Consider the following 12,535-nt stretch of genomic DNA (forward strand, 5'->3'; position numbering starts at 1 on the left):
AGGTTTCATTCCGAATCGCTGATAAGGTTTGGGATTGCGCGGTTCATTCAAGGACGGAAACCATGGCCAAGCCTGTGGGGCGTCGAGGCTCTTGGTTCGCCGACTGGAAGGGCGAAAGCCTGCCTTGCGTGCATGAATGCTGGTGTCGGCCCGGCAAGGGGACGCTCTCCTATCTGGATCCTCATGTCGGCGACGATCCGAAGTGGTCGCCCTTCATCGCGGCCATCCGGTCAGGCGAGAAGGTCATTCTGACCCGAGATGAACTGGGGGCCGACGGGCAACCGTTCCGCCGTCTGTCCTATATCGCGACCTATGGAGTGAAGGACGTCCAGGTCGAGGGGACGAACCTCGCCTTCCAGTTCGTCGAGCGTCTCGACAATTTCACCTGATGCGGGCGCAACGGGTGACGCTCGAAGGCGGATGGTTTTGATTATGTCTTTCGACGCCAAGGGCCCGGACACAGGCGACGCCCCCGGCAGGGAAGAGATCGCCTTGTTCGCCGCAAGCCTGCCTCGCCTACATGATGCGGCTTTGCATTTGATCCAGGGCCGCAAGACCTCGCCCGTCGGCGTTTGCGTGGCGTTGGCCCGATCCGTGGGGGCCGTCGACCTGACAGCCGAGGCGGGGCAGGACTTTCGGCGACGGTTCAACGGCTTCTACGGCGTCCGCCGGAACGGGGCCTGGCGGGAGGCCTTCTACAGCGCATTCGAAGCCATGAAGGCCGAAACGGGCTCAGCGGACATCTTCTTTGACGGGATGCTGGCTGCTGTGTTTGACCGAACGGGGCGGACCGAAGCCTCCTTTGTCAGCAAGGCCGTGGCGGTCCTTCGGCCAGAGAGCCCGATAATCGACAGCGTGGTCCGAGCTCGATTGGCGAAGCGAATAAGCGCTCCGCCGTTCGGCGGCGGTCTGGAGAATGCGTCGGCCTACTACCGATGGCTTTCCGACGTATTCGAGAGCCTCGGACGTACCGAGGAGGCCGGCGCCTGGTCAGTCGTTTTCGACGAGGCGTTCGCCGATGTCCCGGGAGCCGCGTCCCTGCATATCCATCGAAAGCTGGACTTTCTGATCTGGGGCGGCACAAGCGTCGATTAGGGAGCCGATGGCGCCTATATCCTGCGGCAAGGCCCTGTCGCCTTGTTGGGCATGACCAAAGGGGCGAAGGCGTGATGGAAGGCTGTCGGATGGCGCGATGACATATGCGGTCAAAGAGGCTTTCCTGACGGTGCAGGGCGAGGGCGGGCAAGCAGGCCGCTCTGCCGTGTTTCTGCGCTTTGCAGGCTGCAACCTATGGAATGGGCTGGAGCGGGACCGGGCGAGCGCGGTCTGTTCCTTTTGCGATACGGATTTCGTCGGCGTTGACGGGGACGGCGGCGGCAAGTTTAAGGACGCCGAAGCCTTGTCAGACCATGTCGCCTCCTTGTGGAGAGGCCGCGTGGGCGATCCCAAGCTCGTGGTCTGCACCGGCGGGGAGCCGCTCCTGCAGCTGGATCCCGTCTTGATCGCGGCGCTGAAGAGGCAGGGCTTCGATATCGCGGTGGAGACGAACGGCACGGTGGCGGCGCCCGACGGCATCGACTGGATCTGCGTCAGTCCCAAGGCCGACGCGCCGGTCGTGCAGAAATCGGGGCAGGAGTTGAAGCTGGTCTTCCCCCAGGCCAAGGCCATGCCTGATCGGTTCGAGGGGCTCGATTTCGAACGCTTCTGGCTGCAGCCCATGGACGGGCCGGACCAGGTCGCGAATACGGCGGCGGCGATCGAATACTGCCTGACGCGCCCCCAGTGGCGGCTCAGTGTCCAGACCCACAAATACATAGGCGTTCGCTGAGGAACGGCTGGCTGACCGGCGGAAGGCCCTGCCTGTTCGGCGGAGCATAAAAAGGACAGGAGGGAGTCCCTTGGGGCTCAACCTCCTGCCGAGTTTGTGGTCAGGAAAATCATGAAAACCTGACCAGGTGGGGCGGGCTTCTGGATCAGGCGTCCAGTGCGGCGACCTGGCGCAGAAGCGTCGTTCGCGCCGCGTCGATCTTGTCGGCGTTGGTCTTCACCGAGAGTTGGTCGCGGGATTTACGGCCAAGGAAGTAAGCGATGCGCTCGGCGTTGGCGCCGCTGGGATGGGGCAGGCCGCTCAGAACCCGTCGGCTGTCCAGGGCGCCGCGCGCTGCGAGGTGTTGAAGGCTAGCTTCGGCGTGACCGCCCAGGGGAACCCAGATCGCCTTGGGCAGGGCCGCCGCTTCTTCAGCCAGATGGGTTTCGATCAGGGATCGAAGCGCCGGTTGGGCGAGGGGGCTAGGCGCGCCGGAGTAGTTGTCGCCATTGGCCAGGTAGACGGGATAGCGCAGGGCCGAGGTGAAGTGGACGAGATCGCTGTCGGCGATGAAGAAATCCTGGGCCGATCTGCGTCCGAATTTTTGAGGAACGCCCACGGCGTCGAGCATGGCCACGAGGGCGTTTCTCATCGCGCCGCTGAAGCTCGCCGTTGATTTGGCGATCTTGAGGGCCTCGTCCTGGCTCTTGCCGGACGCCAGGGCCTTTTGAAGCGCTTCGATCGCATTGGCCGCCTGGGTGCGTCCCGGGGTCAGGCCGACCAGAACCAGTTCCGCGGAGCGATTGATGAAGTCGAACGGCGCATAGGTGATGGAGAAGGCGTCGTGGTTGCTGATGGTCAGGTCGGGAGGGGGCCCTCCCTGGCGATAGGCGGTCAGGTCGATGGCGCGAGCGGCGTCGATAAGGGTCTGCACGAAAAGGGTCTCCGGGTGGGTGTCGGCGCAAGGCGGAGCGGGCGTCGAACGAAGCGTAGCGACAGCCAGTTGGGGAAATGCAGGGCAGGGTGGGAGCCTCGTCGCCCGGTGTTCGAGCGGCGCAACGAGGCTCAAAGGGCTCTGGCGGGTGTCAGGAGGCCGTGGTCAGGTGATCCAGGACGTCTTGAAGTTCGCCAAGGCTCGCTGGTCGAAACGCCAGCAGTTCTTCGTTCTTGAAGGAGGGGATGGAGTTCAGGTTGCTGTTTCGGCCGGAAGGCGCGCTGTCCACGAGACGAGCGCGGGCCACCAGGCTGGGCGAGGTCTCGCCGTCCTGGCGCGCCACATAGATGACGGGCGGACCCTTCCTGGACTCGACCGCGATCGCCTTGCCGGTCCTCAGGTTATGGAAGCGGAAGAGCTTGCGGCTGTGGCCGATCGCAAGGGGTCGAAAGCGGGCGTCGCCTTCGATAAGGTTGACCACGTCCGCCGTGGGGCCCTCGACGCTCAGGTCGGACGGCTCCAGGGCTCTGGCGAGTTGGGCCTCGATCTCGCTGCGGGGAATGCGAACCCAGGCGTCCTCGCACGCCAGGGGGCCCAGGGCGGCGTGGGCCCGCGGGTGCCGGAAGCGGGGCGTGCGCATCTGGCCCAGTCGCTTCAACGCCTCCCAGTAGTCGCTGACGGATTCGGAACGGGCGCCGATCAAATAGCCGTCCTCAAACCGGACGTCGGGGCTGAAGGGCTTGCGTTCGGCATGCAGGCTGGCTGCGGCGACGGGCACGAGAACGAAATCCTCGATCTCGTCCTCGAGGCCGGCTTCTCCGACGGGCTCGGGCAGGGCCCACATCGACGGGAAATAGTCGGGGGCCTGCTCGTGCAGCCAGGCGATGGCAGAGGTTGCCGAAATCAGCCGATCGGGTCCGACCTCGAGGGACTTGCCGCCTGACTTGCCGAGCGCTTCCGCAATCAGGTTCTGTACCGTCTTGCGGACCCGCTCATAGGTCCCGGTCGAGGCCGAGCCGGGGGTCTTGGCAAGGGCGGACAGGGCGGCGAGCTGATCGCCGGTGATGGGGCGATTGTTGTCGAGCGCCCAGCGCGCATTGGCGCTCTTGGTGATGAGGCGGAAGAAGTCGAGAGGGTGAACCGTGGGAGAGACGCCCTTGTCGATCTGATTGGCGCGTTTCAGCCATCCCTCGATCCAGACCTTCATCGTCTCGGCGGAGGTGTCAGGGCTTGAGGGCTCCACCATCCCGCTCGACGCATAGCAGTAGAGGAGGTGGGCGAAGGCGCCCAGTTCGAAGTGCAGGTTGTCGATCTGGCTGAGGCTGTTCCTGAAGAAGACAAGAGGGGCTTGGCCCTGGGTTTGTTCGAGGCGCTCTGCGCCGGTTCCATAGGCCTGTTCCCAGGCGCAGGAATCCAGTTCGCGCAGAGCTTCGCAGACATGCGCCGCGGCATCGGCCGTCAGCAGGGACGACATGGCCTCATACTGGCTGGCCAGGGCGTCCAGCAGTTCGTGAGTGTGGTCGCTCACGTCGTGCTGTTCCACCCAGGCGTCGAAGATGTTGTGGTCGATCATGTCCAAACTCAAAACTTGTGGGAGAGATGCGCTCCCTGATGTGGACTCTTATGTCGATTGTCCATTTTTCTTTCAATAAGGAATATCGCTTTCCTTGGTTTGGATATTTTGTGCTTCGCGCCATTCCTGGTTAGCGTAATCCATATAAAACAAAGGGTTGAATGGACGTTTGGACGCTGTGCGGGTGAGGCGCCATCGCTGGTGGTGAGGGATAAGAGGAGATTTGATGGGGCTTTGACCGTCGGTATCGGTCGAGCGCCCCATGCGAGGGAATGGGAGGCTTTGAGGAACCTTGGTTTTTAAGTCTCGCCCAGGCCGCAGGATTGTGTCCCTATGCGGGGGCTGGTTCTCTCATGGATCAGCAAGCAGCCCGGCGAGCGGACCGCGCCCACGCCCCCCGTACGGCCAGTTCCCTGCCGGGCTGTTCTTTCTTCGTCAGGCTCGACCAGGACGGCGGATGGACGGATACACCTTCTACACCCTGCCCGTGTCGGCGAGCGGGCGCGCTTTCAGCCCGGCGACCCTGCCTTCCGACGAGATCGCCATTGCGCGCGCGACAGCGGCCTTGCGCGACTGTCCGGCGACAAGGGAGGTGGCGATCTGGAGGGGCTGGCGGTTCGTGGCCAAGGTCAGCAAGGATCCGGCGGACTGATCGTGAGCCCGCCTGGGGCTAGGCGTCGACCTCGTCCGTCGATTGTCCGCCAAAGCGTTTGCGCAGGCTGCTGACGGCCGATCCGGTCTTTTCTCCAAGGCCCGAAAACGTTCGGCCGACCTTGGCCAGGGTGAGCGCTCTTTCCTTTTGAAAGACGTCGGCGACGGCGTCGATCGCGAGTTCTTCGCGTTCATCAAGCACGCCGTCGGCCTCCATCACTTCGCGAAGGAAGATCAGAAGTTCGGCTTGCATGGCTTCGGCATTGCAATCCGGGCTGGCGGCCTGGAACTGGGCAAGGGCCGTGGCGACGGCCTTGACGCGCGTCTGGTCGGAGGCGGCTTCGAGGATGTCGAGAGCCGCGGCGACATAGTCGTGGCTGTAGCCCCATTCCTCGGTGAAGTGACGCTGGATCGTTGCACGTTCCTCCGCCGCAACAGCGCCGTCGATCCTCGCCACCCGCAGCGCCAGCGCGCCGAGGAGGTCGAGTAGCTGCATGCCGAGGAGGTCGATGGGGGTGTTGATGAAACGAGGAATGGTGTCGACAAACGCCGCCTGCTGGCGCCGAACCAGGCGGTTGACGCCGTAGTAGACGCCTCCGGAGGCCGCCGCGGCGGCAAGCACCCACCCCACCGGCGTGGCTGCTGCGGCTCCGATGCCGAGCGCCGACAAGACGCCGCCCGAGGCGGTCGAAGCGAAAAAGGTCGTCGCCACGACCTTTGAGGCGGCCACCGTCGCGCCGGTGGCCGCGACCCCGCCCGTGTCCCAAAGCGATTGAAGGCCATTCTTCAGGCGCAACACGGCATAGGCGTCTTCGCCAATCCGCAGCCTGCGTTTGAACTTGAGAGGATCCGCGATGACGCCGTCCACTTCGGCGAGGCGCGCGAGTTCGTCGCGATCCTTGGTCTTGTCGTCCAGCCTGTCGCTCATCGCATGCCGAAGCTGCGAAACTGGGCTTCCACGCCCGCCATCTTCACCTTCATGGAAACATCCATCATCTCGTTGAGGGCGCCGAGGCCGATGCCGAGGATGAGAAGGATGGGCGTCAGGAAGGGCGACAGAATAGGCCCGAGGCCGGGAATGGAGTGGACGAGGAATGACATGACGAGGGCCGCCGCCACGCCAAGGGCTATGCTGGGGTAGGCTTTCGCGAAGTCGAAGACGACCTCCAGGATTTTTGACCCCACCTGGATGATCTTGTCGCCGACGACCAGGGTCGCCTCGAGCAGTTTCTCTAGCAGAACCTTGATGTCGGCAGGCGCATCCAGACGCTCGATGCGCCGCCTTAGGACGGCCTTGTCGACCAAGGGTGTCGGGTCTTGCGGGGGTAGCATGGCGAGTTCCTGGATATCGGCGCTCAGCGAGTTTAGCCTTGTCCGACTTCCAAGCGCTACTGTGCGGTTGAGCCATGCACAACCTGGATCAATCGGCATGACGGCGTCAGGTCCGCTGGGCGAAAAGAGAGGCATGTCATGGATGAGAGTTCTGTACGGGGGAGGATGTGAGGCGAACCTATACGTTCGAAGAGCGCTATGAGCGGGCCTGCCTTCGCGCCGCGATGAACATCCGCGGGCTCTGGGAGGAGAAGGGGAGTTCGGACACGCGTTTAATCGAGGGGTTGCTTCTTCCTGATGAGTTCACGGTCGTTGGTCGTTCGCTCGCCTTCAGCGAGCGGGGGCGGCGCGAGCACGTCATTCCCAGGCTGATTGTGATCAAGGCGGTTCACGACATGTTGGAGCGCGGCGCGACAGATGCTCAGATCGCCGGCTTCATCCGTGATCACGTCAAGATCGTCATGATCTCCGACGAGGAATGTTCACGGCTCGATCGAAAGGACCAACTCGGCTTGCGTCAGCGCATGCCGGCGGGGTGGGTTTTCGGCGACGACATATTCGCCCGGCTGACAGCCGCCGAAATCGCATGGGCGTCGACGACCGAGGTTGACGTCTTGGTCGGTTAAAGGGCGAGGTTGAAGACGTGGAAGGGAAGTCGGTGATGGGGGAGCGAATGCTCGCGGGCGGATGGACCTATGAGCGCTTGGCGGCCAAGACCGCCGAGGAGCGCTTTAATGTGTGGCTGAACGCCAAGGCGAAGGACGCCTTTGACGCTCAAGAACTGGCCCGATTCATAGAGGATTCGGGCTTGGACTATGCGCCGACGGGCGGGATCAGCATGTCTGATCCGCGTGTTCTGGAAATGCGCGACGTCATTGAATCGCCGGAGGGCGTCGCCGCCTGCCTCAGGGCGACCGCTGACGGTCTGCCCGCCCTGGCTGGCGTCGAGCCGATGATCGTCGCGCGGATGAAGACGCGCTATGGTTCATTCAGCCAGATGACGGTTACGGCGGGATCGATCGTCGGCGAACTCATGCTCGGCAAGGGCTACAGGATCGCTTCGCAGAAGAAGATGCCGGTCGGGTCCGTGGCCAAGACGGCAGCCTTTTGGGAGATCCGCTAGGGAGTTTCGGCGAACTCGGCGCGAATCTGGTTCACGTCGTATTGCTCTATGGCCACTGGAAGCGTGCGATCGCTCGAGCGACCGTTGCGCAGTCGTCGGGCGATCGGCCCGACGCTTGTTGTTGAGCATGGTATTGGCCCTGTTGCGTCAACATCGGCAGCAGCGTCCGCTGCGCAGCGGAACCGGGGGGCGCCACGCGGTCGAGCCAAACGCCGACGCGTCGTGCGGGCTCAGAGACATCGACGCCGCAAGCCGCGCCTCGGCCAATCAGCACGGCGTAGGTGCTGACACGATCAATGTGATCATACATCGGATCAGAGGCGGAGGCGGGCGCCGCCATATTCGAGAGGGGCTGGGCTTCGTGGCTGGCAGGAAGGCGAGTGTCCCGTTCCGTGCGCGCGATTTCCCAAGGCACCGCCTGACCATTCCGCACCAGCGTGAGACCTTCGGCGCAGTCGGCAGGACCGTTAGAAATTGTATGCTCAATTGGAGCGTTTGACCAAACCACGATTGAGAAGGAACGAGCGGGGCCTCCAGTCTTTGGTTGCGCCGTGCCGCAGTACTCGGTTCGCTGGCTCCCAGACGTATCGACGGCGTCGATGACGGTGAGGGGGGATCCGTTGCGCGCCGAAAGAAAGGCTTCGATCTGGCGCTGAATATAGGCGCTGTCAGCTTCCACCCCTGCAGGCGGTTCGCTTCCGATCTCAACGAGGTCAGGCACCCCATCTGAAGCGTGGATGGGTTGAACGATGGGCGCTGCCGTGGCGGCCGGGGACGGCTCGGCGGGTTTCGGCAGGACTAGCAGGGCCGCCACGCCGACCACGGCAAAAACGCCTCCACCATAAATCGCGAGTTCCTTGAACGAAATCATGAGCCCCCTCCGTTATTCGTGCAGGTTGCGCGGCATCCGGTAAGGCGGCGTCAATGGCCGTGGTTAATCCCCGGCTGGTTGGAGCAAACTCCCAAGCGTGGTTCACCCGGGTGGCTGCTTGATTCAGGATCTTGCTCGGCATGCGTCCGAAGGTGACGCAGTTATGTCGGACTAGGAATGCTTGGTTGAGCCGCCGGGTCTCTCAAGCATCGTTGAGCGACTTGGTCCGGGTCGGGGGAGGGAAGCTGGGAGCATGGATCAAGTTACGGATGCTGTAGGCGGGTGTGGTGCAGTTCAGTCGAACGAGCGCCGGCGTTACGGGCTGTCGAAGTCAAAGATCGCGGCCTTTGAGCAGTGCCCGCGGAAGCTTTGGCTGGCTAGGCACAGGCCGGACCTGGCTATCGCCGATGACGGGGCTGAAGCCCGCTTCGCCACCGGCCATGAGGTCGGCGAACTCGCCTGCGGCCTGCTGCCGACAGGGGTGATGGTCGAGGCCGAGCCTGACCTGGCCGCCGCTGTCGCGCGGACGCGCGAGCTCATCGACGGCGGTTGGTCCGAGCCCATCTTCGAGGCGACCTTCGAGCACGACGGCGTGCTGGTGCGGGTGGACGTGCTGTCGCCTGGTTCGGACGGTTGGGCCATCGCCGAGGTGAAGAGTTCGGCGGGGGTGAAGGATTATCATCTTGGCGACTTGGCGACCCAGGTGTGGGTCGTAACCCAGGCCGGGACGCCGGTGTCGTCAGCCTGCATCCGTCATATCGACAGCCACTTCCGGCTGGAACGCGAGGGCGAATACGAAGGCCTGTTTCGGGACGCCGATTGTCTCGCGGCTCTGGGGGATCGCATCGCTGATCGCTCGAGGATCGTCGCTGAAGCGAGGGCCGTGCTGGCGGGCGACGAACCTGACGTCGGCACGGGCGAACACTGCAGCCGCCCGTTCGTCTGCGAGTTTTCGAGCTACTGCACCCGGAACGACCCGCCTGGACCTGAGTGGCCGATCAGCCTCTTGCCGCGTACGGGCAGGGCGGCGGCCGCGGAGTGGGCCCAGGAGGGCCTGTATGATCTTCGAGACCTGCCGTCGGGCGCCTTGACCAATGCAGTGCATGAGCGCGTGCGTCAGGCCACGGTGACGGGGGAGGTCTATCATGATCGCCAGGGTGCGATTGAAGCGACGCGCGGTTGGGCCTGGCCGCGGGCCTATCTCGACTTCGAGACCATAGGACCGGCCGTGCCGCGCTGGATCGGCGCCAGGCCCTTCCAGCAGATCCCGTTTCAGTTTTCGTGTCACATCGAGTCCGAAGCCGGCGAACTCGCCCATTCGGGCTTCCTGTCCATCGACGGCGGCGATCCGCGGCGGGCGTGCGCCGAGGCTCTGGTCGCGCTTCTGAGCGGCGAACGCTGCGGTTCGATCATCGCCTATAACGCCTCGTTCGAGAAACGCTGCGTCCGAGACCTGGCGGAGGTCTTTCCCGACCTGGCCGAGGCCCTGCTCGAGATCGAAGCCAAGATCGTCGATCTCCTGCCGGTGACGCGCAACTTCTATTATCACCGTGATCAGCGCGGGAGTTGGTCGATCAAGGCGGTGTTGCCCACGGTCGCGCCTGAACTCGCCTATGGCGATCTCGAGGTGAAGGACGGCGGCGCGGCGCAGCAGGCCTGGTTCGAGGCGGCCGGGCCCGAGACCAGCGAGGCGCGCCGGGAGCAGTGGAGGGCGGGCTTGGAAGCCTATTGTGAGCGCGACACCCAGGCGATGATCGTCTTGCTGACGCGGCTGACGGCCTAGGCCGCGATCGACGGACTAGGAGAAATACTTACAGACTTGCCACTTGCAGCTGCGCTGTGGCACATCGAGCGTTGCTATTTCGGGGTGCAATAATGACAATTTTTCAAAAGGTTTGCGCCGCATCCGCGGCGCTGGCCTTGGCGACGGGCGCAGGCCTGGCCACGCCTGTTTGGGCGACGGATGCGGCCGCCGTTCAGGCCGAGACGGTTCAGCGAGCAGGACTCAAGCGGCGGGTCGCCGTGGGGCGCTTCACCAACAGCACCCCCTATGGGCGGCTGCTGCAGTCACCGGGCCAAGCGGATCCGATCGCGACCCAGGCCGGCGACATGCTGGTCAACGCCTTGACGGCGTCGCAGCACTTCTTCGTCTTCGAGCGGGCCGATCTGACGGCCTTGAACGCCGAGCGGGTGATCTCCGACGCGACCGCGCAGAACCTGGTGGGCGTCGACGCCCTGCTGCTGGGGTCGGTCACCCAGCTGGGGCGTCGCAACGAGGGCAAGGACGGGTTCCTGAACTCACAGCGACGCCAGGCGGTCAACGCCACCGTCGAGATCCGACTGGTCGACGTGAGGACCGGACGCGTCTTCTTCTCCACCTCCGGGTCGGGGGAAGCCACGACCGAGACCGGCGAGGTCGCCGGCTTCGGCACGCGCGCGGGCTACGACTCCACGCTGAACGACCGCGCCATCGCCGCGGCGATCGCCGACACCATGACCAATGTGATCAACCAACTGCAGCAACGCGCCTGGTTTACCGACGTCCTGCGGGTATCGGGCGACACGGTCTTCGTCAGCGGCGGGCCCAGCCAGGGCCTTCGTGCGGGTGATCGGTTCCGCGTCGAAACGCCGGGCGAAATCGTGGTCAGCGGGCAGTCGGGCCTGCCCATCACCCTGCCGGGCGCCGTGGTGGCCGAGATCGAACTGACCGGATTCTTCGGCGACAGCCCCGATACGGAAGGCGCTACGGCACGCGTGGTCAGCGGCGCCCTGCCTCAAAACATCACCGGCCTGCGGGTCACGGAGTTCAAATAATGATGATGAAGAATGCAGCCATCGTCGCGCTCTGCGCGGCGATGTTGAGCGGCTGCGTGCAGAACTACGCTACACGCGAGGTGGCCCAGGGCGCAGCGGCCGGCAGCCTGACGGTCGCCAACGCCCCTCAGGATGCACGCCTCTTGGTCGATGGGCGCGATCTCGGATCCCTGGCGGAGCTCAAGGGGGGAGCCGCGCTGACGCCGGGCCGCCATGAAGTCGTCATTCAACAGGCGGGCCGACGCCTGCACGCCCAGGTCGTGATGGTGGCGGCCGGCGCCCGGGTGGAGGTCGTAGTCCCATGAGGAAGCTTGCAGGCATTGCGGCTCTGGCCGCGCTCATGGCCGTGGCGGCGTGCGCGCCGACGACTCGGTTCGAATGGGGCGCCTATGAGCCGGCGCTCTACGCCTATGCTCAAAACCCTGAGCGCCGGGACGTCTACAAGACGGCCCTGGAGCAGGCGATCGAACGCGGCCGTGCGCGGGACGCGGTAGCGCCCGGGCTTCTGGCTGAGTTGGGCCACCTGCGCCTGGAAGAGGGCGACACGGCTGAAGCCGTCAAGCTGTTTCAGGAGGAGCGCACGCGCTTCCCTGAATCGGCGCAGTTCATGGACCGGATCATCGCCCAGGTCGGCGATGGAACCGCAGCGGCCGGGGGGCGAAACTGATGCGACTTCGCAAGATGATCACGGTCGCCGCCGTGGCGACCGGCGCCGCCCTGCTGACGGCTTGCGTCACGGCCCCGACGCCCAAGAGCTATGCGAGCTTCAGGGCCGCCAATCCGCGCAGCGTGCTGGTTGTTCCGGCGCTGAACTCGACGGTCAATGTGGACGCGGCGGACTACTTCGTCTCGACCATTTCCCGCCCGGTGGCGGAGCGCGGCTACTACGTCTTCCCCGCCCATATGGTGAAGCGTTTGCTGGATGACGAGGGCCTGTCGGACGCGGGCCTGGTGCACCAGGCGGACGCCTCTCAGTTCGGGGCCCTGTTCGGTTGCGACACGGTGATGTTCGTCGAGATCCAGAAGTGGGAGTCGCAGTACGTCGTCATTTCGACCTCCACCAATGTGGAGTTCGCCTACACCCTGAAGAGCTGCCGTACCGGAGAGGTCCTGTGGTCGAACAACCAGGCCCTGTCCTACAGCCCGCAAGCTTCGAGTTCGGGAAATCCGCTCGCTGATCTGCTGGTCCAAGCCATTGTTTCGGCGATCGAGAAGGCCAAGCCTAATTATATTCCCTTGACCCAGCAGGCCAACCTCCTGGCCACCCATGTGGTCGGGCAGGGCTTGCCAGCGGGACCCTATCTGCCGGCTCAACACCAGACTGACCAAAAGTCTTTCCCCAACTAGGGGAGGACGGGGCCGATCCCTTGAGGATCGGCCCTCTTGGTTCAATCTCGATTTTGATGGCTTGAGGCCGCTCCGGGCGGCTG

At 64.2% G+C, this 12,535-nt stretch carries 16 protein-coding genes; 11 read left to right on the forward strand and 5 right to left on the reverse strand.

What is annotated here, in order from left to right; genetic code table 11:
* Positions 1-62 precede the first annotated feature (62 nt).
* The 3 genes from FM111_RS08685 to queE all read left to right on the forward strand — a co-directional run bounded on the left by FM111_RS08685 (position 63) and on the right by queE (position 1,828).
* A complete protein-coding gene (locus FM111_RS08685) occupies positions 63-389 on the forward strand; it encodes a hypothetical protein (RefSeq protein WP_087140566.1) in 327 nt (108 codons plus the stop codon).
* Between the two features lie 43 nt (positions 390-432).
* A complete protein-coding gene (locus tag FM111_RS08690) occupies positions 433-1,095 on the forward strand; it encodes a hypothetical protein (RefSeq protein ID WP_143276070.1) in 663 nt (220 codons plus the stop codon).
* A gap of 97 nt (positions 1,096-1,192) precedes the next feature.
* Positions 1,193-1,828, forward strand: coding sequence for a 7-carboxy-7-deazaguanine synthase (gene queE, locus FM111_RS08695; RefSeq protein WP_087140568.1), 636 nt, complete (start codon positions 1,193-1,195; stop codon positions 1,826-1,828).
* 145 nt (positions 1,829-1,973) lie between these two features.
* Here the strand turns inward: queE and FM111_RS08700 are convergent, their stop codons facing one another.
* Both FM111_RS08700 and FM111_RS08705 read right to left on the reverse strand, forming a co-directional pair.
* Positions 1,974-2,741, reverse strand: a complete 768-nt coding sequence (locus tag FM111_RS08700; RefSeq protein ID WP_179205061.1) for a hypothetical protein — start codon at positions 2,739-2,741, stop codon at positions 1,974-1,976.
* Between the two features lie 151 nt (positions 2,742-2,892).
* Positions 2,893-4,314 (reverse strand): hypothetical protein, encoded by a 1,422-nt coding sequence (locus tag FM111_RS08705; RefSeq protein ID WP_087140570.1) that lies wholly within the window; start codon positions 4,312-4,314, stop codon positions 2,893-2,895.
* A 457-nt stretch (positions 4,315-4,771) separates the two neighbouring features.
* On the opposite strand from FM111_RS08705, the gene FM111_RS08710 reads away from it, so the two are divergent.
* Positions 4,772-4,966 carry a hypothetical protein gene (locus tag FM111_RS08710; RefSeq protein ID WP_087140571.1) on the forward strand — a complete coding sequence of 65 codons (195 nt, stop codon included), beginning with the start codon at positions 4,772-4,774 and terminating at the stop codon, positions 4,964-4,966.
* 18 nt (positions 4,967-4,984) lie between these two features.
* Here FM111_RS08710 and FM111_RS08715 read toward each other — a convergent pair whose 3' ends face one another.
* Both FM111_RS08715 and FM111_RS16370 read right to left on the reverse strand, forming a co-directional pair.
* On the reverse strand, positions 4,985-5,893 hold the full coding sequence (locus tag FM111_RS08715; protein ID WP_179205062.1) for a TerB family tellurite resistance protein: 909 nt from the start codon (positions 5,891-5,893) through the stop codon (positions 4,985-4,987).
* Complete coding sequence (locus tag FM111_RS16370; RefSeq protein WP_179205063.1) at positions 5,890-6,270, reverse strand: hypothetical protein; 381 nt, start codon at positions 6,268-6,270, stop codon at positions 5,890-5,892. The genes FM111_RS08715 and FM111_RS16370 overlap by 4 nt, the downstream gene beginning before the upstream one ends.
* A 194-nt stretch (positions 6,271-6,464) precedes the next feature.
* Between FM111_RS16370 and FM111_RS08720 the strand changes: the two genes are divergently transcribed.
* Both FM111_RS08720 and FM111_RS08725 read left to right on the forward strand, forming a co-directional pair.
* Positions 6,465-6,923, forward strand: a complete 459-nt coding sequence (locus tag FM111_RS08720) for a hypothetical protein (RefSeq protein ID WP_143276071.1) — start codon at positions 6,465-6,467, stop codon at positions 6,921-6,923.
* Positions 6,924-6,958: 35 nt separating this feature from the next.
* Positions 6,959-7,420: a hypothetical protein gene (locus FM111_RS08725; protein ID WP_143276072.1), complete on the forward strand. Its 462-nt coding sequence runs from the start codon at positions 6,959-6,961 to the stop codon at positions 7,418-7,420.
* A gap of 46 nt (positions 7,421-7,466) precedes the next feature.
* Here the strand turns inward: FM111_RS08725 and FM111_RS08730 are convergent, their stop codons facing one another.
* On the reverse strand, positions 7,467-8,291 hold the full coding sequence (locus FM111_RS08730; RefSeq protein WP_087140575.1) for a hypothetical protein: 825 nt from the start codon (positions 8,289-8,291) through the stop codon (positions 7,467-7,469).
* A 253-nt stretch (positions 8,292-8,544) separates the two neighbouring features.
* On the opposite strand from FM111_RS08730, the gene FM111_RS08735 reads away from it, so the two are divergent.
* The 5 genes from FM111_RS08735 to FM111_RS08755 all read left to right on the forward strand — a co-directional run bounded on the left by FM111_RS08735 (position 8,545) and on the right by FM111_RS08755 (position 12,452).
* Positions 8,545-10,074 (forward strand): DUF2779 domain-containing protein, encoded by a 1,530-nt coding sequence (locus FM111_RS08735; protein ID WP_087140576.1) that lies wholly within the window; start codon positions 8,545-8,547, stop codon positions 10,072-10,074.
* Between the two features lie 92 nt (positions 10,075-10,166).
* Complete coding sequence (locus FM111_RS08740; protein WP_087140577.1) at positions 10,167-11,105, forward strand: CsgG/HfaB family protein; 939 nt, start codon at positions 10,167-10,169, stop codon at positions 11,103-11,105.
* The gene (locus FM111_RS08745) at positions 11,105-11,410 is read left to right on the forward strand and encodes a hypothetical protein (protein WP_087140578.1); all 306 of its coding nucleotides are present in this window, start codon (positions 11,105-11,107) and stop codon (positions 11,408-11,410) included. Before FM111_RS08740 ends, FM111_RS08745 begins: the two co-directional genes overlap by 1 nt.
* On the forward strand, positions 11,407-11,772 hold the full coding sequence (locus FM111_RS08750) for a DUF4810 domain-containing protein (protein ID WP_087140579.1): 366 nt from the start codon (positions 11,407-11,409) through the stop codon (positions 11,770-11,772). The genes FM111_RS08745 and FM111_RS08750 overlap by 4 nt, the downstream gene beginning before the upstream one ends.
* Positions 11,772-12,452, forward strand: coding sequence for a DUF799 domain-containing protein (locus tag FM111_RS08755; RefSeq protein WP_087140580.1), 681 nt, complete (start codon positions 11,772-11,774; stop codon positions 12,450-12,452). The genes FM111_RS08750 and FM111_RS08755 overlap by 1 nt, the downstream gene beginning before the upstream one ends.
* Positions 12,453-12,535: the final 83 nt, after the last annotated feature.

Source organism: Brevundimonas diminuta 3F5N (assembly GCF_900163625.1).
Taxonomy (GTDB): domain Bacteria; phylum Pseudomonadota; class Alphaproteobacteria; order Caulobacterales; family Caulobacteraceae; genus Brevundimonas; species Brevundimonas diminuta_A.